General features: G+C 67.3%; 14 protein-coding genes. 7 read left to right on the forward strand and 7 right to left on the reverse strand.

Annotated features, from left to right (window positions below; genetic code table 11):
• Positions 1 to 37: 37 nt before the first annotated feature.
• Complete coding sequence (gene rpoC, locus AC1RSI_RS13500; protein ID WP_008263311.1) at positions 38 to 4,234, reverse strand: DNA-directed RNA polymerase subunit beta'; 4,197 nt, start codon at positions 4,232 to 4,234, stop codon at positions 38 to 40.
• Positions 4,235 to 4,351: 117 nt separating this feature from the next.
• Positions 4,352 to 8,467 (reverse strand): DNA-directed RNA polymerase subunit beta, encoded by a 4,116-nt coding sequence (gene rpoB, locus AC1RSI_RS13505; RefSeq protein WP_008260904.1) that lies wholly within the window; start codon positions 8,465 to 8,467, stop codon positions 4,352 to 4,354.
• 383 nt (positions 8,468 to 8,850) lie between these two features.
• Here rpoB and AC1RSI_RS13510 point away from each other — a divergent pair, with 383 nt between their 5' ends.
• From AC1RSI_RS13510 to AC1RSI_RS13520, 3 genes are all read left to right on the forward strand, one after another.
• Entirely contained in the window at positions 8,851 to 9,687 is an 837-nt protein-coding gene (locus AC1RSI_RS13510) for an alpha/beta hydrolase (RefSeq protein WP_008261104.1), read from the forward strand.
• Positions 9,688 to 9,881: 194 nt separating this feature from the next.
• Complete coding sequence (locus tag AC1RSI_RS13515) at positions 9,882 to 10,436, forward strand: FKBP-type peptidyl-prolyl cis-trans isomerase (RefSeq protein ID WP_008259539.1); 555 nt, start codon at positions 9,882 to 9,884, stop codon at positions 10,434 to 10,436.
• Positions 10,437 to 10,451: 15 nt separating this feature from the next.
• The gene (locus AC1RSI_RS13520; RefSeq protein ID WP_154725792.1) at positions 10,452 to 12,215 is read left to right on the forward strand and encodes a patatin-like phospholipase family protein; all 1,764 of its coding nucleotides are present in this window, start codon (positions 10,452 to 10,454) and stop codon (positions 12,213 to 12,215) included.
• On the opposite strand, the gene AC1RSI_RS13525 is transcribed toward AC1RSI_RS13520, so the two are convergent.
• Genes AC1RSI_RS13525 through AC1RSI_RS13540 form a run of 4 tightly spaced genes read right to left on the reverse strand, consistent with a single transcriptional unit; the run spans position 12,181 to position 15,946 of the window.
• On the reverse strand, positions 12,181 to 12,873 hold the full coding sequence (locus AC1RSI_RS13525; protein WP_008258778.1) for an LrgB family protein: 693 nt from the start codon (positions 12,871 to 12,873) through the stop codon (positions 12,181 to 12,183). The two genes, AC1RSI_RS13520 and AC1RSI_RS13525, sit on opposite strands and share 35 nt — an antisense overlap.
• Positions 12,870 to 13,253, reverse strand: a complete 384-nt coding sequence (locus AC1RSI_RS13530; protein WP_035310803.1) for a CidA/LrgA family protein — start codon at positions 13,251 to 13,253, stop codon at positions 12,870 to 12,872. The genes AC1RSI_RS13525 and AC1RSI_RS13530 overlap by 4 nt, the downstream gene beginning before the upstream one ends.
• Before the next feature lie 2 nt (positions 13,254 to 13,255).
• A complete protein-coding gene (locus AC1RSI_RS13535; RefSeq protein WP_154725791.1) occupies positions 13,256 to 15,061 on the reverse strand; it encodes an aminopeptidase P family protein in 1,806 nt (601 codons plus the stop codon).
• An 18-nt stretch (positions 15,062 to 15,079) separates the two neighbouring features.
• Positions 15,080 to 15,946: a 50S ribosomal protein L11 methyltransferase gene (locus AC1RSI_RS13540; protein WP_035310799.1), complete on the reverse strand. Its 867-nt coding sequence runs from the start codon at positions 15,944 to 15,946 to the stop codon at positions 15,080 to 15,082.
• A gap of 97 nt (positions 15,947 to 16,043) precedes the next feature.
• On the opposite strand from AC1RSI_RS13540, the gene AC1RSI_RS13545 reads away from it, so the two are divergent.
• Complete coding sequence (locus AC1RSI_RS13545) at positions 16,044 to 16,664, forward strand: hypothetical protein (RefSeq protein WP_154725790.1); 621 nt, start codon at positions 16,044 to 16,046, stop codon at positions 16,662 to 16,664.
• Positions 16,665 to 16,725: 61 nt separating this feature from the next.
• Here the strand turns inward: AC1RSI_RS13545 and AC1RSI_RS13550 are convergent, their stop codons facing one another.
• Positions 16,726 to 17,622: a LysR family transcriptional regulator gene (locus AC1RSI_RS13550; RefSeq protein WP_196066346.1), complete on the reverse strand. Its 897-nt coding sequence runs from the start codon at positions 17,620 to 17,622 to the stop codon at positions 16,726 to 16,728.
• A gap of 97 nt (positions 17,623 to 17,719) precedes the next feature.
• Between AC1RSI_RS13550 and AC1RSI_RS13555 the strand changes: the two genes are divergently transcribed.
• From AC1RSI_RS13555 to AC1RSI_RS13565, 3 genes are all read left to right on the forward strand, one after another.
• Positions 17,720 to 17,887, forward strand: coding sequence for a hypothetical protein (locus AC1RSI_RS13555; protein ID WP_154725789.1), 168 nt, complete (start codon positions 17,720 to 17,722; stop codon positions 17,885 to 17,887).
• 23 nt (positions 17,888 to 17,910) lie between these two features.
• The gene (locus AC1RSI_RS13560; protein ID WP_154725788.1) at positions 17,911 to 19,080 is read left to right on the forward strand and encodes an MFS transporter; all 1,170 of its coding nucleotides are present in this window, start codon (positions 17,911 to 17,913) and stop codon (positions 19,078 to 19,080) included.
• 219 nt (positions 19,081 to 19,299) lie between these two features.
• A complete protein-coding gene (locus tag AC1RSI_RS13565) occupies positions 19,300 to 20,961 on the forward strand; it encodes a DEAD/DEAH box helicase (RefSeq protein WP_154725787.1) in 1,662 nt (553 codons plus the stop codon).
• Positions 20,962 to 21,010: the final 49 nt, after the last annotated feature.

The following is a 21,010-nucleotide window of genomic DNA, read 5'->3' on the forward strand; positions in this document are numbered from 1 at the left end:
GCCGCCCTCTTCATTTCATCACATCCGAACCCGGAGATCAGCCTTCGCTGCTCTCCAGCTCCAGTTGCAGATCGGCCGGCAGCGGCTCGATCGCGTCTTCGCGGGCTTGCGTCAGCTCTGCATCGCGATCGTTGGCGATCTTCTGCAGGGCCCGCAGATAGGCGCCCGTACCGGCCGGGATCAGGCGGCCGACGATGACGTTTTCCTTCAGGCCTTCCAGCATGTCCTTCTTGCCGTGGACCGAGGCGTCGGTGAGGACGCGGGTGGTCTCCTGGAAGGACGCCGCCGAGATGAAGCTGCGGGTCTGCAGCGACGCCTTGGTGATGCCGAGCAGGACGGGCTGGGTGGTGGCCTGACGGCCGCCGCGCTTCTCGACCTTCAGGTTTTCCAGAACGGCTTCGGCCACTTCGACGGTGTCGCCGCGGATCAGGGTGGTTTCACCCGAATCCAGGACTTCGACCTTCTGCAGCATCTGACGCACGATGACTTCGATGTGCTTGTCGTTGATCGGCACGCCCTGCAGTCGGTAAACTTCCTGCACTTCGTTCACCAGATACTCGGCCAGCGCCTCGACGCCCTGGATGCGCAGCAGATCGTGCGGATCCGGGTTGCCGTCGATGATGTAGTCGCCCTTCTGGATCAGATCGCCGTCGTGGACGGAGATGTGCTTGCCCTTAGGGATCAGGAACTCGACCGGTTCGCCCTGCACGCCGTCGGCGTTGACTTCCGGCGTGATCTTGATGCGACGCTTGTTCTTGTAGTCGCGACCGAATTCGACGCGACCATCCATCTCGGCGATGACCGCGCAGTCCTTGGGACGGCGGGCTTCGAACAGTTCGGCGACGCGCGGCAGACCGCCGGTGATGTCGCGGGTCTTGGCGCCTTCGGTCGGGACGCGGGCGATGATCTCGCCCGGCTTGACCTCGTCGCCGTTTGACACGGACAGAACCGCGCCCACGGGCAGCAGGTAACGGGCGTCAGAGCCCGAGGCCAGCTTGGCGTAGGCGTCGCCCAGGGTGACGCCCATGGCCGGACGCAGGTCCGAACCACGCGGGCTGGCGCGCCAGTCGCTGACGACGCGCTGGGCGATGCCCGTCGCTTCGTCGGTTTCTTCCTTGACCGACAGGCCTTCGACCAGATCCTCGAAGCGGATCAGGCCGCCGACTTCCGTCAGGATCGGCGTGGTGTAGGGGTCCCACTCGGCCAGACGTTGGTTCTTCTTGACCTCGCTGCCTTCCTTGACCCGGATCCGGGCGCCGTAAGGCGCCTTGTGGGTCTCGCGATCCTTGCCGTCCACGACCACGGTCACGATGACGTTGCGGCTCATCGCCACCAGGTCGCCGTGGGCGGCGGTGACGGTCGGGCCGGTGATCTTGGCCACGCCGGCGTTGGTCGCCTCCATGAAGGAGGTTTCCGCCACCTGGGCCGTACCGCCGATGTGGAAGGTCCGCATCGTCAGCTGGGTGCCCGGCTCGCCGATCGACTGGGCGGCGATGACGCCGACCGCTTCGCCGATGTTGACATTGGTGCCGCGCGCCAGGTCACGCCCGTAGCAGTGGGCGCAGATGCCGGCTTCCGCCTCGCAGGTCAGGGCCGAACGGACCTTGACCGACTGAACGCCGGCGGCGTCGACCGCCTCGACCACTTCTTCCACCAGATAGGTGTCGGCGGGGAACAGGACCGTGTCCGTGCCCGGCTCCTTGATGTCCTCGGCCGCATAGCGACCCAGGATGCGGGCGCCCAGCGAGACCAGGACGTCGCCGCCTTCCATGACTGCGCGCAGGGTGATGCCGCGCGTCGAGCCGCAGTCGTCCTCGGTGACGATCGAGTCCTGCGCCACGTCCACCAGACGACGGGTCAGATAACCCGAGTTGGCGGTCTTCAGCGCGGTGTCGGCCAGACCCTTACGGGCGCCGTGGGTGGAGTTGAAGTACTCAAGGACGGTCAGGCCTTCCTTGAAGTTCGAGGTGATCGGCGTCTCGATGATCTCGCCGGAGGGCTTGGCCATCAGGCCGCGCATGCCGCCCAGCTGCTTCATCTGCGCCTGCGAACCCCGGGCGCCGGAGTTGGCCATCATGAAGACCGAGTTGATGTCGGGGTTTTCACCCTCGATCAGCACGCGCGGCTGCGCGATCTCGCCCATCATGGCGTCGGCGATCCGGTCCGTGGCCTTGGCCCAGGCGTCGACGACCTTGTTGTACTTCTCGCCGCGCGTGATCAGGCCGTCGGCGTACTGTTGCTCGTACTCCTCGACCTGGGTGCGGGTTTCGGCGACCAGTTCGGCCTTCTTCGCCGGGATCACGATGTCGTCCTTGCCGAACGAAATGCCGGCCTTGGCGGCTTCGCGGAAGCCCAGGCCCATCATCTGGTCGGCGAAGATGACCGTCGCCTTCTGACCGCAGTGGCGATAGACCACGTCGATCAGATTGCCGATTTCCTTCTTGGTCAGGTTCTTCTCGAGCAGGCGATAGCCGACGTTCGGGTTGCGCGGCAGCAGGGCGCCCAGCTTCATCCGGCCCGGCGTGGTGTCGATGACCTTGGTCACCTCCTTGCCTTCGGCGTCCTGTTCCGTCCAGCGCGCCTTGATGCGGCTGTGCAGGGTCACGACCTTGGCGTCCAGCGCCGCGTCGATCTCGCCCATATTGGCGAACAGCTTGCCTTCACCCGGCTCGCCGTCCTTGACCAGCGACAGGTAGTACAGACCCAGGACGATGTCCTGCGACGGCACGATGATCGGCTTGCCGTTGGCGGGCGACAGGATGTTGTTGGTCGACATCATCAGGACGCGCGCTTCCAGCTGGGCCTCGAGGCTCAGCGGGACGTGCACGGCCATCTGGTCGCCGTCGAAGTCGGCGTTGAACGCCGTACAGACCAGCGGGTGCAGGCGGATGGCCTTGCCCTCGATCAGCTTGGGTTCGAACGCCTGGATGCCCAGACGGTGAAGCGTCGGCGCGCGGTTCAGCAGAACCGGGTGTTCGCGGATGACCTCGTCCAGGATGTCCCAGACGGCGGGCTGTTCGCGCTCGACCATGCGCTTGGACTGTTTGACGGTGCCCGACAGGCCCTTGGCGTCAAGGCGCGCGTAGATGAACGGCTTGAACAGCTCCAGCGCCATCTTCTTGGGCAGGCCGCACTCGTGCAGCTTCAGTTCCGGACCCACGGTGATGACCGAACGGCCCGAATAGTCGACGCGCTTGCCCAGAAGGTTCTGACGGAAGCGGCCCTGCTTTCCCTTCAGCATGTCGGCCAGAGACTTCAGCGGACGCTTGTTGGCGCCCGTGATCACGCGGCCGCGACGGCCGTTGTCGAACAGGGCGTCGACGGATTCCTGCAGCATCCGCTTTTCGTTGCGGATGATGATGTCCGGCGCCCGCAGCTCCATCAGGCGCTTCAGGCGGTTGTTCCGGTTGATGACGCGGCGATACAGGTCGTTCAGGTCGGAGGTCGCGAAACGACCGCCGTCCAGCGGCACCAGCGGACGCAGTTCCGGCGGGATGACCGGCACGATGGTCAGGATCATCCACTCGGGCTTGTTGCCCGATTCCAGGAAGGCCTCGATCAGCTTCAGGCGCTTGGACGCCTTCTTGGCCTTCATTTCCGACGGGCTGTCCGCCAGCTCGCCGCGGTGCTTTTCAGCCTCGGCGTGCAGGTCGATGCCCATCAGCAGGTTGCGGACGGCCTCGGCGCCGATCTCGGCGGTGAAGCCGTCATCGCCGAACTCTTCCTGATAGCGATAGAATTCGTCTTCCGTCAGCAGCTGGTTCTGCTTCAGCGGGGTCAGGCCCGGCTCGGTGACGATATAGTTCTCAAAATACAGGACGCGCTCGACGTCCTTCAGCGCCATGTCCAGCATCAGCGAGATGCGCGACGGCAGCGACTTCAGGAACCAGATGTGGGCGACCGGGGCGGCCAGGTCGATGTGACCCATGCGCTCGCGGCGAACGCGGGCCAGGGTGACTTCGACGCCGCACTTCTCGCAGATGATGCCCTTGTACTTCATGCGCTTGTACTTGCCGCACAGGCATTCGTAGTCCTTGGTCGGGCCAAAGATACGGGCGCAGAACAGGCCGTCACGCTCGGGCTTGAACGTGCGGTAGTTGATGGTTTCCGGCTTCTTGATCTCGCCGAACGACCACGAGCGGATCTTCTCCGGCGAGGCCAGGGCGATCTTGATCTGGTCGAAGGTCGGGGTGACCGGGACCGGGTTGAAGATGTTCAGGACTTCCTGGTTCATCTTGGTTCCTTGCTGCGGCTAGAGCCGCGAAAATTATTCAGAGGGAGAACAGCGCCGTGATTGGTGATTGGTGAGTCGTGACGGGCGTCGGCCCAGTCACGACTCACGCGTCACGCCTCACGAATTCTCCAGCTCCACGTTCAGACCCAGCGAACGCATTTCCTTGATGAGCACGTTGAAGCTCTCGGGAATGCCGGCCTCGAAGCTGTCGTCGCCGCGGACGATGGCCTCGTAGACCTTGGTCCGGCCGGCCACGTCGTCGGACTTCACCGTCAGCATCTCCTGCAGGGTGTAGGCGGCGCCGTAGGCTTCCAGAGCCCAGACCTCCATTTCCCCGAAGCGCTGACCGCCGAACTGCGCCTTACCGCCCAGCGGCTGCTGGGTGACCAGCGAGTACGGGCCGATCGAGCGGGCGTGGATCTTGTCGTCGACCAGGTGGTGCAGCTTCAGCATGTAGATGTAGCCGACCGTGACCGGACGCTTGAACTGCTCGCCGGTCTGGCCGTCGTACAGGATCGACTGGGCCGACTTGTTCAGCCCCGCCTCTTCCAGCAGGCGTTCGATGTCGCCGATGTGCGCACCGTCGAAGACCGGGGTCGCGAAGGGCACGCCCTTGGACAGGTTCTTCGCCAGTTCGATCAGTTCTTCCTCATCCTGCGGCAACGGGGTTTCCGGGCCGTAGATATGGGTCAGACGATCGATCAGCGCCTGCTTCTGACCACCCTGCTGCCAGGCTTCCAACAGACCGGAGATCTGCTTGCCCAGGCCGGCGGCGGCCCAACCCAGGTGGGTTTCGAAGATCTGGCCGATGTTCATGCGCGAAGGCACGCCCAGCGGGTTCAGAACGACGTCAACGTGCGTGCCGTCTTCCAGGTGCGGCATGTCCTCGATCGGCAGGATCTTGGAGATGACGCCCTTGTTGCCGTGACGGCCGGCCATCTTGTCGCCGGGCTGAAGCTTGCGCTTCACGGCCACGAAGACCTTGACCATCTTCATCACGCCGGGGGGCAGTTCGTCGCCGCGTTGCAGCTTCTCGACCTTGTCTTCGAAACGACGGTCCAGTTGCTTACGCGCATCCTCGAACTGGCGCTTCATCGCCTCCAGCTCGCCCATGGCCTTCTCGTCGTCCAGGGCGATCTGCCACCACAGACCACGGCTGACCTCGGCCAGCTTCTCTTCGGTCAGTTCACCGCGGCCGATGCCCTTGGGACCGGAGACGGCGTTCTTGCCCAGGATCAGCGGCTTCAGGCGGCCATAGACGTTGCGCTCCAGGATCTTGAGCTCATCGTCGCGGTCCTTGCCCAGGCGTTCGATCTCGGCGCGTTCGATCGCCATGGCGCGCTCGTCCTTGTCGACGCCGTGACGGTTGAAGACGCGAACGTCAACGATCGTGCCGGCGACGCCGGGCGGCAGGCGCAGGCTGGTGTCACGGACGTCCGAAGCCTTCTCCCCGAAGATGGCGCGCAGCAGCTTCTCTTCAGGGGTCATCGGGCTTTCGCCCTTCGGCGTCACCTTGCCGACCAGAATGTCGCCCGGCTGGACCTCGGCTCCGATGGCCACGATGCCCGCTTCATCGAGGTTGCGCAGGGCTTCCTCGCCGACGTTGGGGATGTCGCGGGTGATTTCCTCCGGGCCCAACTTCGTATCACGCGCCATCACTTCGAATTCCTCGAGGTGGATGGAGGTGAAGACGTCGTCGCGCACGATGCGCTCCGAGATCAGGATGGAGTCTTCGAAGTTGTAGCCGTTCCAGGGCATGAAGGCGACGAGGGCGTTGCGGCCCAGGGCCAGTTCGCCCAGGTCCGTCGAGGGGCCGTCGGCGATGACGTCGCCGGCCTTGACCTGATCGCCCACGCGCACGATCGGGCGCTGGTTGATGCAGGTCGACTGGTTCGAACGCTGGAACTTCGACAGGCGATAGATGTCGACGCCCGAACGGGCGGCGTCCACGTCGCCGGTGGCGCGCACGACGATCCGGGTGCCGTCGATCTGTTCGACGACGCCTTCACGACGGGCGACCACGACGGCGCCGGAGTCCACGGCCACGACCGCTTCCATGCCGGTGCCGACCAGCGGCGCGTCCGACTGCACCAGAGGCACGGCCTGACGTTGCATGTTCGCGCCCATCAGTGCGCGGTTGGCGTCATCGTTTTCCAGGAAGGGGATCAGGGCGGCGGCGACCGAAACGACCTGCTTCGGCGACACGTCCATCATGTCCACGGCGTCGCGGTTCAGCAACTGGGATTCGCCGTTGATCCGGCCGGGGACCAGGTCCTCGACGATGCTGCCGTTCTTCAGTTCGATGTTGGCCTGGGCGATCGTGTATTTCGACTCTTCCATGGCCGAGATGTAGACCACCTCGTTCTGGGCCACGCCGTCCTTCACGCGACGGTACGGGCTCTCGATGAAGCCGTACTTGTTGACGCGCGCGTGGGTGGCCAGCGAGTTGATCAGGCCGATGTTCGGGCCTTCCGGCGTTTCGATCGGGCAGATGCGGCCGTAGTGGGTCGGGTGAACGTCGCGGACTTCGAAGCCCGCGCGCTCGCGCGTCAGACCGCCCGGGCCAAGCGCCGAAAGGCGACGCTTGTGGGTGATTTCCGACAGCGGGTTCGTCTGGTCCATGAACTGCGACAGCTGCGACGAACCGAAGAACTCGCGAACCGCAGCGGCGGCCGGCTTGGCGTTGATCAGGTCGTGCGGCATGACCGTGTCGATATCGACCGAGGACATGCGCTCCTTGATGGCGCGCTCCATCCGCAGCAGGCCGACGCGGTACTGGTTTTCCAGCAGTTCGCCGACCGAACGGACCCGGCGGTTGCCCAGGTTGTCGATGTCGTCGATCTCGCCGCGGCCGTCCTTCAGGCCGACCAGGATCTGCAGCACCTTCAGCACGTCGTCCTTGCGCAGGACGCGGATCTCGTCGGAAACCTCGGGGGTCTCCAGGCGCATGTTCATCTTGACCCGGCCGACGGCCGACAGGTCATAGCGTTCGCTGTCGAAGAACAGCGAGTTGAACATGTTGTCGGCGGCTTCCGGGGTGGGCGGCTCGCCCGGACGCATCACGCGATAGACGTCGAACAGGGCGTCCTCGCGGGTGTCGTTCTTGTCGATACGCAGGGTGTTGCGCATGTAGGCGCCGACCGTGACGTGGTCGATGTCCAGCACCTCGATGGTGGTGAAGCCGTTTTGCTCCAGCACTTCGATGGTCGGGGCGTCCAGCTCGTCGCCGGCCTCGGCGAAGATCTCGCCGGTCTCGAAGTTGACGGCGTCATTGGCCAGATACTTGGTGACCAGGGCGTCGGCGGCCAGCGACAGCGAGGTCGTGGTGTCGCCCAGCTTCTTGGCGGCGCGGGCGCTGATCTTCTGGCCGGCCTGGGCGATCACTTCGCCGGTGTCGGCGTCGACCAGGTCGAACTCCGGCTTCACACCGCGCCAACGCTCGGCCTTGTACGGCGTGACCCAGCCCTCGCCGCGCTTCTCGTAGGGCACGGTCTCGTAGAAGGTCTTCAGGATTTCTTCGCCGTCCATGCCCAGACCCATCAGGAAGGTCGTGGCCGGCAGCTTGCGGCGGCGGTCGATGCGGACGTAGACCACGTCCTTGGCGTCGAACTCGAAGTCGAGCCACGAACCGCGGTACGGGATCACGCGGGCGGCGAACAGCAGCTTGCCCGAGCTGTGCGTCTTGCCCTTGTCGTGGTCGAAGAAGACGCCCGGCGAACGGTGCATCTGCGAGACGATCACGCGCTCGGTGCCGTTGACGATGAAGGTGCCCTTGTCCGTCATGAGCGGGATGTCGCCCATGTAGACGTCCTGCTCCTTGATGTCCTTGACCGAACGGGCTCCCGTTTCCTCGTCGGTTTCGAACACGATCAGGCGCAGCTTGACCTTCAGCGGCGCGGCATAGGTCATGTCGCGCTGGATGCATTCTTCAACGTCGTACTTCGGATCCTCGAACTCGTACGAGACGTATTCCAGGATGGCGCGTTCGTTGAAGTCCTTGATCGGGAACACCGACTTGAAGACCGCCTCGATGCCCTGCTCCTTGCGCTGGCCCGGACGGACCTCGCGTTGCAGGAACTGTTCGTAGGAAGCGCGCTGGACCTCGATCAGGTTCGGCATCGCGACCGCTTCGGGGATGCGCCCGAAGGATTTGCGGATGCGCTTCTTGCCGGTGAACGAAGTGGCGGAAGCGATCTGACCGTTGATGGCGAGATCGTGGGCGACGTCAGTCATTCAGTGTTTCCCATGGCGCGCAATCCGGGGAAATCGCGCGTGAAATGCAGCAGCCACGGCGCGCGTTTTAAGCGTCCGCAGCCAGGTTTTCGGCGTCCACCCTCGGCCCGCTGCCGGGCCAGGACGCCTGAAATGTACCGGCTCCCTGGGGAAGGAGCCGCGCCTTCGCTCCGGTCGGAGGGCGACGGACCGGGCCTCGGCGCTTGCGCGCAGACTCTTTAGGAGTGTTGCGGAACGCGGACATATACTCGCTTCCACGGCGAAATAAAGACCTGGGTCGCAGTTTTTCGGGAACCAGACGACGGCATGGAGAAACCGGCGCCTACGCACCCGATTGACAACCCCGGCGACCTCCGCATGATCGTTCCAGGGGAGCGCGAAACATGCACCTACGCCTTACGATCCTGGCCGCCGCCGTTCTGCTGTCCGGCTGTCTGTCGATGAACGTCCCGGAGGACGCCTTCTTCTATCCCGACACCCGGCTGGCCGCCGAGAAGATCACCCTGCCCGCCGACATCCCCATGGGTTTTGAGGCCGACGTCCTCAGCCTTCCCTATTCGGGCGGAACCGTGGGCGTCACCCGCGTTCGGACCGGTCGCGCCGACGCGCCCCTGATCCTGTTCTGCGGCGGCAATCTCTTCCGGCGCAGCGCCGGCGCGGGCAGGACCGCCGCCAAGCTGGCGCCGTTCGGCGACGCCCTGATGTTCGACTATCCCGGCTATGGCGGCACGGCGGGCCAGGCGGACTACGCGAGCTTTATGGCCGCCGGCACGGCCGTCGCCGACGCCGCCCGCGCCCAGGCCGACGCCGAGGGCCGCAAGCTGATCGCCTGGGGCCATTCCCTGGGCGGCCCCGTCTGCGCCCAGGCCGCTCAATATATGCACGCCGACGCCCTGGTGCTGGAGACGACGACCCCCAGCACCCGCGCCGCCGTGGACACCATGGTCGGCTGGGCGCGCCCCTTCGTACGGATCCACATCGCCCCCAATCTGAACGGCATCGACATCCCGGCCGCGCTTCAGGGCTACTCCGGCAAGGTGGTGGTGCTGGAGGCGGGCCGCGACGACACCCTGCCGGCGTCGCTCAGTCGCCGCCTGGCCCGAGAACTTGAGGCCGAAGGCGTCAAGGTCGAGCACCTCAGCTTCCCTCAGGCCGGCCACAACGACGTCGGCGAACAGCCCGACTTCCAGACCAGGGTCGCGGCGGCGCTAGGCCTGTGAACCCTCTCCCGCCGGGAGAGGGCTTGAGCGCACGAGAGCGTCAGCGATCGTCCTTAGCGCGAAAGGGTGAGGGGCAAGATGGTGCGAGTTGGCCCACCGGCGCTCCCTCATCCGGCCCTTCGGGCCACCTTCTCCCAACGGGAGAAGGGAAAATCCCTCTGCCGCACAGCGTGACACCCTGCTAGCGTCGCCTTATGACTCGCATCGCCCTCCCCCTGCTCGCCGCTCTCTCGCTCGCCGCCTGCGCCTCGCGCGGCCAGCCCGTCACCTACGCCGAGACCGCCTCGGCCGCCGCCCGCGCCGCCGCCGAGGTGGAGGGTCAGGCCTCTCTGACGCCGCAACAGGCCTGGGACGCGGGCAACACCGCCTATCTGGCCTGGAACGGCGCCCGGCGCGGCTGGACCACGACCGAAAGCGGCCTGCAGTACCGTCGCGTCGGCAAGGCTCATCCCGAGGGCGCCCAGCCGTCGGCCACCGACACGGTCAAGGTCCACTATCGCGGCACCTTCATCGACGGACGCGAGTTCGACAGCTCCTACGCCCGCAACGCGCCGGCCGAGTTCCCGCTGAACCGCGTCATCAAGGGCTGGACCGAGGGCGTCGCCCTGATGCGCGTGGGCGAGATCTATGAGTTCGTCATCCCCGCCTCGCTCGGCTACGGCGGCCGCTGGGTCGGCGGCGACGAACTGCCGCCCAACTCGACCCTGCGCTTCTCGGTCGAACTTCTGGACGTGAAGCCGGCGGCCTGATCGGACAATCCCCTCATGGCTCCGCTTCGTTCCGACACCCTCGCCTCGGCCCTGTCGCGCATCTTCGAGGGGCCGATGATCGATCGGGCCAGTTGGTTCGCCCTGACCGGGGGCGAGCGGCTGTTCACGGCGGGGGATCCGTCAGACACCCTGTATCTGGTCCGTTCGGGCCGTCTGGGCGTCTTCCACAGCGAACCGGATCAGCCCGTCCATCTGCTCGGCGTCGTGCGTCCCGGCGATCCGGTCGGTGAAATGGCCATGCTGGCGGGGACGCCGCACACCGCCGACGTCGTGGCCCTGCGCGACACCGAAATCCTGGCCCTGCCGCGCGAAGCCTTCTTCGAGGCCGCCCGGACCGAGCCGGACCTGATGGTCGAACTGTCGCGGCTGATGATCCACCGCGCCCGCGAGCGGGCGGGCGGCGCGGCCGAACCCAGCGTCTTCGGCTTCGTCTCGGCCCGCCCTCGTCCGATCCGCGCCTTCGTCGAACGGATCGCCGCCGCGATCCAGGCCATGGGCTTCACCTGCCGGGTCATCGACCAGTCGGCCCTGACCTCGGCCGCCGAATGGTTCAGCCGGGTCGAGGACGGCCACGACTATGTCCTCTATGTCGCCGAACAGGGCCAGCCGGCCTGGGCCGAACTGTGCGCCCGCCAGGTGGACCGGCTGTTCATCGTCGGCAGCGGCCTCCTGGCGCCGCCCGCCGACCTGCCCCGCCGGATGGGCTTCGGCGACGGCCGGCGTCTTACCGACCTGATCCTGCTGCGCGATCCACGCATGAACCAGCCGGCCAACACCCGGGTCTGGCTGAACGTGCTCCAGCCCGACCGCTGGTTCCACTGCGTCTCGGGCGTGGCGGCCGACACCGAGCGGATGGCCCGCGTCATCACCGGCACGGCCGTGGGTCTGGTTCTTTCAGGGGGCGGCGCACGGGCCTATTGCCACATGGGGGCGATCAAGGCGCTGGAAGAGGCCAGGGTGCCCATCGACTTCGTGGGCGGCGCCTCCATGGGGGCGGTCGTGGCCGCCGGCCCCGCCCTGGGCTGGTCGTTCGAACGGCTGGACTACGAGATCCGCCGCGCCTTCGTCGAGTCCGATCCCCTGTCCGACCTGGCCTTTCCCATCATCGCCATGTCCCGCGCCCGCAAGGTGGCGGGCCTGCTGGAGCGGGCCTATGGCGACATAGATCTGGCCGATCTGGCCCTGCCCTTCTTCGCCGTTTCGTCCAACCTGACCTCGGGTCGCATTGAGGTCCATCGCACCGGCCTGATGCGCCGGGCCATGCGCGCCTCCATCGCCATTCCCGGCGTCCTGCCGCCCGTGGTCATGGACGGCCAGGTGCTGGTCGACGGGGCGGTGCTGAAGAACTTCCCCACCAGCGTGATGCGCCAGCTGAACAGCGGCCCCATCATCGGCGTGGACATGTCCCAGACCCGCGGCGTCGATCCGGCCGCGCTGGAAAATCCGCCCTCCTGGTGGAAATGGGTGCTGTCGGGCGCCTGGAAGGCCGGGCCGCCCATCGTCTCCATCCTGATGCGCTCGGCGACCATCACCACCGACGCGGAGATGGACCAGTCGCGCGCCGCCGCCGACGTCCTGATCCTGCCCAAGATCGGAGGAACCGACATCCGCGACTGGAAAGCCTATGACGAACCGGTCGCTGCGGGATACGAGGCGACCAAGGCGGCGCTGGCGGACCTGCCCTGTCCGGTGGGGCGCATCCGCAATCGCCCCGGCTCAGGGGCTATAGCAGCAGGGCCAGAACCGACAGGAGCGTAGCTGTCGCCACGGCGTTCAAGGCCATGCCCAGGCTGGCGAACGCGCCCGCCGTCGCATCGACCTGAAACGCGCGCGCCGCGCCAAATCCGTGGGCAGACACCCCGATCGCCAGACCGCGTGCGCGGAAATCCCGGATTTTCAGAGCATTGAACAAGGGGGTCGCGGTCATGGCTCCGATCACCCCGGCGATCAGCACAATGACCGCCGCCAAGGCCGGAACCCCGCCCAGTTGCTGGGCGACGGCCATCGCCACCGGGGTCGTCGTCGCCCGCGGCGCGATCGACGCCAGGATTTCACGCGGCGCGCCGAACAAGGTCAGAACACCCACCGCGCTGACCACCGCCGTCGTCGCCCCCGCCGCCAGCGCCAGGCTGATCGGAACAGCCAGTCGCCGGATCAGCGCCCGCTGCGCCCAAACCGGAACCGCCAGGCCCACGACCGCCGGTCCCAGCAGGAAGCTCAGCGCCTCAGTCGCGCTCCTGTAGGTGGCGTAGCCGGTGCGGGTGATCAGCAACAGACCGATCAGAACCGGCGTCGCCAGTAGAACCGGATGGCAGAGCGGATGCCTTTCGCTGCGACGCGACAACTGGTCGGCGCCCTCGAACACCACCAGCGTAACCGCCAGCCAGAACAGCGGCGTCGTCATCAAGGCGTTCACGACATCGCCTCCCCGCCCTCTTTGTCCCCTGCGTCTCCAGGCCCAAACCGCGTGACCGCCCACCGGAACACCAGCGCGGTCACCACCATCGTCAGAAGCGTCGAAACCGCAGTGGCCGCCAGAATACCGATCCCGTAGCGGGACAAGGGCTCGCCCTCGTCAATCAGTCCGACCGCCGCTGGCACGAACATGATCGACAGGTGCGCCGTCAGCCACGCCGTCACCGCCTTCAGAGTGGGCCGCTCGCGCGGGACCAGCGCCAACCAGCCCAGCAGCAGAACCAGACCGATAACGGACCCCGGAAGCGGCAGACCCGTCACCCTGTGGATCACCTCGCCCATCAACTGGCAGGTCATCAGAAGGGCTATGGCGGCGAGCATGGTCACAGCGGCGCGCAGGCCTGCTCCAGCCAGGCCCGCACCTCGCTCTCGACCAGAGGCCCGACCTTGGCCAGGGTCTCGGCGTGATAGGCGTCGACGTAAGCCCGTTCGGCCGGGGTCAGCAGGTCAACCGCGATCAGTCTGCGGTCGATCGGCGCGAAGGTCAGCTGTTCGAACCCGTGCATCGGCCGCTCGCCGCCCTCGGGAACCACGGCCGGCGTCACCACCTGCAGGGTCTCGATCCGGATGCCCCAATGGCCCTCGCGGTAATAGCCGGGCTCGTTGGACAGGATCATCCCCTCCAGCAGCGGCTGGGCCGTGCCCCATTTGGCGATCCGTTGCGGCCCCTCGTGGACGCCCAGATACGAACCGACGCCATGACCCGTCCCATGGTCGTAATCCAGCCCCGCCGCCCACATCGGCGCCCGGGCGATGGCGTCCAGGGCCATGCCGCTGGTCCCCGCCGGGAAGCGGATGGTCGCCATGGCGATATGGGCCTTCAGCACCAGGGTGAACTTGTGACGCTGATCCGCCGTCGGCTCGCCCACCGCCATGGTGCGGGTCACGTCGGTCGTCCCGTCCAGATACTGGCCGCCGCCGTCCACCAGCAGCAGGGAGCCGTTCTCGATCCGGCGGATCGTGGCGCCGACCGGCTTGTAATGCGGCAGGGCGCCGTTCGGCCCGGCCCCGGCGATGGTGTCGAAACTCAGGTCCTTCAGCGCCCCCGTCGCCTCGCGGAACCGCTCCAGCGTCTCAACCACCTCGCGCTCGTCCGGCAGAGTCTGCTGCGCCGTCGTATCGACCCAGTGCAGGAAGTTGGCCAGGGCCGCGCCGTCGCGGATATGGGCCCGGCGGCTGCCCTCGATCTCGACCGCATTCTTGGTCGCACGAGGCAGGGCGCAGGGGTCGGCCGCCCGCACCACCGTCGCCCCCGCCTGCTCCAGCCGGTCGAAATACCAGGCGGACGACAGGGCCGGATCGATCATCACCTTCCGACCCGCCAGACCGTCCAGCGCCTCGGCCAGCCGTTCGGGCGCCTCCAGCTGGACGTCGTCGCCCAGCCAGGCCGGCAGTTCATTCGTCACCTTGGCCCCGTCCATGAACAGCCGCGCCTTGCCGTCAGCCTCCAGCACGGCCTGGCCGATGGGCAGGGGCGAACGGATCACGTCGCCGCCGCGTACATTGAACAGCCAGGCGATGGACATGGGCGCGGTCAGAACCACGGCGTCGCCGCCGGCGTCCGCAACGGCCTGACCGATCCGCGCCCGCTTCGCCGCATGGGCCTCGCCGGAATAGACGTCCTCGTGCGGCGTGACCGGCGCGGTCGGCTGGGCCGGACGATCCGCGCCCCAGGCTTGGTCCAGCGGATTGACCTCGACCGGCTTCAGCTCGGCGCCCGCCTTCTGCGCCGCCCGTTTCAGGGCGACCAGGGCGTCCGGGCTGTGCAGCTTCGGATCATAGCCGATCACCTGGCCGGGCTTCGCCGTCTCCAGATAGGCGGCGACGTCGTTCAGGTCGCGCCGTTCGAACAGGGCCGGATCGGTCTGGGCCTTGACCTGGACCGTATAGCGGCCGTCGGTGAACATGCTGGCCCGATCCTGAAACACCACCGCCGCCCCGGCCGAGCCGGTGAAGCCGGTAGCCCAGGCCAGCCGCTCGTTGGCGTCCGGCAGGTATTCGTTCTGATGTTCGTCCTCGTGCGGGATCAGGAAGCCGTCCAGCCCCTGCTCGGCCATACGGGCGCGCAGCAGCGGCAGGTGTTTGGCCCCAAAGGACGGATCGGTGGTCTCATCGAAGGTCTGGCGCATCGTCTCGTCTCTCGTTCCTCAGCCCATCCGCCGCAGCACCAGGGCGCTCCAGGCGTCGTGATGGATGCGCTTCTCCAGCCGGAATCCGCGCGACGTATAGGCCGCCGTCACCCGGCGCTCCTGCGTCCGCAACAGGCCCGACAGGATGGCGACCCCACCCAGGCTCAAGGCCATCTTGATGTCCTGCGACAGGGCCACCAGCGGCGGGGCCAGGATATTGGCGAAGACCAGATCATAGGGCCCGTGGCGGCGCACCCGCTGATCGTTCAGGCCCGAGGCGTGGACGAAGCTGGCGTGGGCCTGGTTCAGGGCGGCGTTCTCGTTGGCGATCCGCACCGAGGGGGCGTCGATGTCGGTGCCGACCGCGATCCGGCTGCCGGTCCGCGCCGCCGCGATGGCCAGGACGCCCGTGCCGCAGCCGACATCCAGAACCCGCTCGAACCGTTCGCGCTTCAGCAGATCGTCGAAGGCCTCCAGACAGCCGACCGTCGTGCCGTGGTGGCCGGTGCCGAAGGCGGCGCCGGCGTCGATCTTCAGATTGACGGCGTTGGGCGGCACCCGCCCCTCGTCATGGGCCCCGTAGACGAAGAAGCGCCCGGCCCGCACCGGCGGCAAGCCCGACAAGGACATGGCCAGCCAGTCGGCGTCGGCCAGCTTCTCGACCGTGACAGTGACCGGATAGTCGGCCAGGGTCGCCTTCAGCCCCTCGACCTCCTCGGCCGTGGTCGGGAAGGCGTCGATGCGCCAGATGTTGCGATCCTCGTCCTCCTCCAGGATGGAATAGGTCGCGCCCTCCAGCGTGGGATCGGCGTCGATGGCGGCGGCGGCGGCCTCTGCGTTTTCGCGCGGCCCCCGTGCGATTATCTGAACTGCAGACTCGGACATTTTTCAAACACCGCTAAGATGACGAATCAATGCGATCCGGCGCTTCGTCTTCCCGACGCCGCCGGGCTTTTTAACGAACCGAGGGGTCGGGGAATACATGGCCAAGTCACCGTCTACGTCTAAAACTGCGTCGCCCAAGCCGGCGACCGCCGCTTCCAAGCCTAAAGCTGCGCCGAAGTCGAGCGCCGCGAAGGCCGTCGCCGAGAAAACCGTCACGCCCAAGGCCGCCAAGCCCGCCGCCGTGAAGACCGCCGCCGCCAAACCGGCCGCTGCAAAAACACCCGCCAAGACGACCGCGCCCAAGGCCGCTGTCGCCAAGACGTCGCCGGCCAAGCCCAAGGCCGCCCCGGCCGCCAAGCCGACCGCCAAGTCGGCCGCACCCGCCGCTTCCAAGTCTGCCCCCGTGAAGGCCGCCGCGCCCAAGGCGACGACGAAGACCGCCGCCAAGGCCGCGCCGAAGACGTCTGCGCCCAAGCCCGCCACCGCCAAGCCTGTCGCAGCCAAGGCGCCGACGCCCAAGGCTCCGGCCGCTGCGTCCAAGCCGGCTGAACCCGTCGCCGCTCCGGCTCCCAAGCCCGCCGCCGCTGCACCGGCTCCCGCGCCGACGCCCAAGCCGGTCGAAACGCCCAAGCCCGCGCCGGCCGCCGCGCCGGCGCCCAAGGCTGAGGAAAAGGGCTTCTTCGCCAAGCTCGGCGACATGATCTTCGGCAAGCGCTGATCACGGCTCACAGACCAGACTGAAGTCGCCGGACGGTTCGCCCCGTCCGGCGATTTTCGTTTCAGCGCAGCCGTTCCGCCAGAAAATCCACGAACACCCGCACGCGCGCCGGCATATTGGCGCCGCCGACGAAGACCGCATGGATCGGCTCCCGGTCGCCCGGATTGAAGTCCTCCAGCAAGGGAACCAGCCGCCCCGCGTCGATGGCGTCGGCCACGCTGAAATTCCCGACCCGCGTCACCCCGACCCCGGCCACCGCCAGCTGAGTCAGGGTCTCGCCGTTGTTCGCCTCGATCGGCCCCCGCACCGTCAGGGCGTAGTCGCGGCCGTCCCGGCGAAACGGCCAGACGGGCTCGGCGCGGCGGAAGTTGAAGTTCAGGCAATCATGGTCGTGCAGGTCTTCCGGAACCGTCGGCGTCCCGCGGCGGGCCAGATAGTCGGGCGAGGCGACGATGGTCCGCCCCGTGTCGCCCAGACGCCGCGCCGTCAGCGGACTGTCGGCCAGCGGCCCGAACCGGATCGCCACATCCGCCTGTCCCGCCGCCACATCGACCACGACATCGGTCAGGTTGATGTCGATCAGGATATGCGGATAGCGACGCACGAAATCCCCGAGCAGAGGCACCACATGCTGGCGGCCATGGGCCAGTGAGGCGCTGACCCGCACCCGCCCGCGCGGCGCCCCCTGATCGGCGATGCCCTGTTCGGCGTCGTCCAGGTCGGCGAGGATGCGACGCGCCGCGCCCAGATAGGTCTGGCCCTCGGCCGTCAGGGTCAGCACGCGCGTCGTGCGCAGCATCAGCCGCACCCCCAGCCGCGCCTCGATCCGGTCGACGGTCCGGCTGACCGCCGACGGGGTCAGTCCCAGGATCCGACCGGCGGCGGAGAAACTGCCGCTTTTCGCCACGGCGACGAAGATCTCCATCTCCCGCGCCCGGTCCGCCCCATTCATCTGCATCTTTGCGTCCAGATCAAAAATCCTTGGCCTCCCGCCTGCCTACCGCCGCTGCGGCGCGGCGTCCATCTGTGCGTCCGAACACAGACGAGGGACAGTCATGGACTATCGGCAAGTTGGATCATCGGGCCTGCGGGTTCCCGTCCTCAGCTTCGGCACGGGCGCATTCGCGGCGCTCGACGCCGCCAGCGCCGTCCTGCCGTCCTATCCCCACAGCCCCTATCGCCAGCAGGAAGGGTTCGCGCGCCTGAACCCGCCGCTGGTCTGAACCTCCCAAAGGTCTCCTCCCCCATGAAACTCAATCCTCCCCTCCTCGCCCTCGCGGCCGGAGCCTTCGGCATCGGCGTGACCGAGTTCGCCCCGATGGGCCTGCTGCCGGTCATCGCCACGGACCTGGGCGTCTCCATTCCCACGGCCGGTCTGTTGATCAGCGCCTATGCCCTGGGCGTCATGCTGGGCGCGCCCCTGATGACCCTGACCACGGGTCGCGTGCCGCGCCGCGCCCTGCTGATCGGCCTGGCCGCCGTCTTCACCCTGGGCAATCTGATGGCGGCCGTCTCGACCGACTACGCCATGCTGCTGGTCGCGCGGGTCGTCACCTCGCTGAACCACGGGGCCTTCTTCGGCGTCGGCTCCATCGTGGCCGCCAGCCTGGTGCCGCCCAACCGACAGGCCGGCGCGGTCGCGGCCATGTTCATGGGCCTGACCATCGCCACCGTCGTCGGCGTGCCGCTGGCGGCCTGGGCGGGCGACGTCCTGGGCTGGCGCGCCTCCTTCTGGGCCATCGCCGGCATCGGCCTGATCGTCATGGCCGCCCTGCGCCTGACCCTGCCCAAACTGCCGGCGCCGGTCGGCGGCGACGCCCTGGCGGAGGTGCGCGTCCTGGGTCGCGGCCCCGTTCTGTCGGCCCTGGCCCTGACCGTGATCGGCTCCAGCGCCATGTTCACCGTCTTCACCTATATCGCCCCGATCCTGCATGAAGAGGCCCACGCCTCCATCGGCTTCGTCACCGCCATGCTGGTCGTCTACGGCCTGGGCCTGACGGTCGGGAACTGGCTGGGCGGCAAGTTCGCCGACCGGTCGGTGGATCGCACCCTGATCATCACCCTGGCGTCTCTGGCGGCCATCCTGGTTATGTTCGCCTTCACCATGCCGTTCGCCGTTCCCGCCCCGTTCGTGATCTTCATCTGGGGCGTGGCCAGCTTCGCCCTGGTGCCGCCGCTGCAGGTGCGGGTGATGGCCGCCGCCTCGGATGCGCCCAACCTGGCCTCGTCGGTCAATATCGGCGCGTTCAATCTGGGCAACGCCGTCGGCGCGGCCGTGGGCGGGGCGGTGATCGCCGGGGGGCTGGGCTATCCGGCGGTCGCCCTGGCCGGCGCCGCCTCTGCGGCCCTGGGTCTGGTTCTGGTCCTCTTTCTGACCCGCAAGCGCGCCCCCGCCACGGCTCCGGCCATCGGCTGACGGCTCAGGCACTGGAAAAGACGCGACCTCGGCCGACGCCGGGGTCGCATCCTCCATCGCGTGGCGACGGCGGAATATCGATAATAGTTGACTTTTGCGAGGGGACTTCTATATCGCGTCCAGCCTCGGGACAGGTCTGCGATACGCGCCGCCCGCTCGCCCAAAGAGGGGCGGTTCCGTTGCTGTTACGCACGCAGACGCTTTCTCTCCCAAGGATTCATGACCGAATTTTCCCAACTGGGCCTCTCGCCCACGACCCTGCAGGCCGTCGCCGACACCGGCTACACGACCGCCACTCCGATTCAGGAACAGGCGATCCCTGTGGCCCTGGCCGGCCGCGACGTCCTGGGCATCGCCCAGACCGGCACCGGCAAGACCGCCGCCTTCACCCTGCCCTTGGTCGAACGCCTGGCGTCGGGCCGAGCCCGCGCCCGCATGCCGCGCGCCATCGTCCTGGCCCCGACCCGCGAACTGGCCGACCAGGTCGCCGAGAGCTTCGCCAAATACGCCAAGGGCACCAAACTGACCTGGGTGCTGCTGATCGGCGGCGTCTCCATGGGCGACCAGGTCGCCGCGCTGAACAAGGGCGTCGATGTCCTGATCGCCACCCCGGGCCGCCTGCTTGACCTGTTCGAACGCGGCAAGATGCTGCTGACGGGCGTCGAGATCATGGTCGTCGACGAGGCCGACCGCATGCTCGACATGGGCTTCATTCCCGACATCGAGCGCATCTTCAAACTGACGCCGCCGCGTCGCCAGACCCTGTTCTTCTCGGCCACCATGCCGCCCGAGATCACCCGCCTGACGACCGCCTTCCTCAAGGATCCGACCCGGATCGAGGCCTCGCGTCCGGCGATGACCGCCGATACCATCACCCAGTACATCGTCCGCATCCCGACCTCGGACCCCAAGGCCAAGCGCGCCGCCCTGCGCGCCCTGATGAGCCGCACCGACGTGCGCAACGGCATCGTCTTCTGCAACCGCAAGTCAGAAGTCGACATCGTCGCCAAGTCGCTGAAGACCCACGGCTTCGACGCGGCGCCGATCCATGGCGACCTGGACCAGTCGCACCGGATGAAGACCCTGGCGGACTTCCGATCCGGCGCGCTGAAGATCCTGGTGGCCTCCGATGTCGCCGCACGCGGCCTGGACATCCCGGATGTCAGCCACGTCTTCAACTACGACGTCTCGCACCATGCCGACGACTACGTCCACCGCATCGGCCGCACCGGCCGCGCCGGCAAGCTGGGTCAGGCCTTCATGATCGTGACCCCCGGCGACGACAAGTCGCTGGATAAGGTGCTGAAGCTGATCAAGATGGACCCGAAGGAGCTGGTTCTCGACGACGTCGATTTCGACGCGATCAAGGACGGTGGACGGGACGACAAGCGCTCGCCCCGTTCGAGCGAGTCTCGCTCGGGCGGTCGCGGCCGTTCACGCGCCGCCGAGCCGGCTCAGGCTTCAGCCGCCGTCCCGGCGACCGCCGTGGCCGAAACCGACGCCGTCGAAGCGACGACCCGGTCACGCAGCCGCCGCAAGGCCAAGCCCGAGGTTTCGGCCGTAACCGCGACCGAAATCGAAATCGCCCCCGTCGTTGACAAGCCTGCCGGTCGCGGCCGCAACCGCACCAAGTCCGAGCCCCGGTCAGAACCGAAGATCGAAGCGAAGATCGAACCTCGGACCGAGGCCGAGGCCAAGGTCGAGGCCGAGGCCGCGCCCGTCGAAGAGACCCGCGCCGCCCGCACCGACCGCGAGCCCCATCTGCGTCAGTCGGATCGTCGTGGCGAACGTCGTCCGGAAGAGCGTGAACGTTCCGGCGTCAAGGGCTTCGGCGACGACATCCCGGCCTTCCTGCGCCGTCCGGTCGTCATCCGCGCCTAAGCCCCGGCGCGTTTACTCGCTATTACGGATAGGCCTGTAATCTTTTCCC

It is taken from the genome of Brevundimonas sp. GW821-FHT10E09 (genome assembly GCF_058809375.1).

Bases quoted from the DNA above. Each gene is read 5' to 3' on its own strand.
- rpoC (WP_008263311.1), bottom strand. From the start codon at position 4,234: ATGAACCAGGAAGTCCTGAACATCTTCAACCCGGTCCCGGTCACCCCG.
- rpoB (WP_008260904.1), bottom strand. From the start codon at position 8,467: ATGACTGACGTCGCCCACGATCTCGCCATCAACGGTCAGATCGCTTCC.
- AC1RSI_RS13510 (WP_008261104.1), top strand. From the start codon at position 8,851: ATGCACCTACGCCTTACGATCCTGGCCGCCGCCGTTCTGCTGTCCGGC.
- AC1RSI_RS13515 (WP_008259539.1), top strand. From the start codon at position 9,882: ATGACTCGCATCGCCCTCCCCCTGCTCGCCGCTCTCTCGCTCGCCGCC.
- AC1RSI_RS13520 (WP_154725792.1), top strand. From the start codon at position 10,452: ATGGCTCCGCTTCGTTCCGACACCCTCGCCTCGGCCCTGTCGCGCATC.
- AC1RSI_RS13530 (WP_035310803.1), bottom strand. From the start codon at position 13,253: ATGCTCGCCGCCATAGCCCTTCTGATGACCTGCCAGTTGATGGGCGAG.
- AC1RSI_RS13535 (WP_154725791.1), bottom strand. From the start codon at position 15,061: ATGCGCCAGACCTTCGATGAGACCACCGATCCGTCCTTTGGGGCCAAA.
- AC1RSI_RS13540 (WP_035310799.1), bottom strand. From the start codon at position 15,946: ATGTCCGAGTCTGCAGTTCAGATAATCGCACGGGGGCCGCGCGAAAAC.
- AC1RSI_RS13545 (WP_154725790.1), top strand. From the start codon at position 16,044: ATGGCCAAGTCACCGTCTACGTCTAAAACTGCGTCGCCCAAGCCGGCG.
- AC1RSI_RS13550 (WP_196066346.1), bottom strand. From the start codon at position 17,622: ATGCAGATGAATGGGGCGGACCGGGCGCGGGAGATGGAGATCTTCGTC.
- AC1RSI_RS13555 (WP_154725789.1), top strand. From the start codon at position 17,720: ATGGACTATCGGCAAGTTGGATCATCGGGCCTGCGGGTTCCCGTCCTC.
- AC1RSI_RS13560 (WP_154725788.1), top strand. From the start codon at position 17,911: ATGAAACTCAATCCTCCCCTCCTCGCCCTCGCGGCCGGAGCCTTCGGC.
- AC1RSI_RS13565 (WP_154725787.1), top strand. From the start codon at position 19,300: ATGACCGAATTTTCCCAACTGGGCCTCTCGCCCACGACCCTGCAGGCC.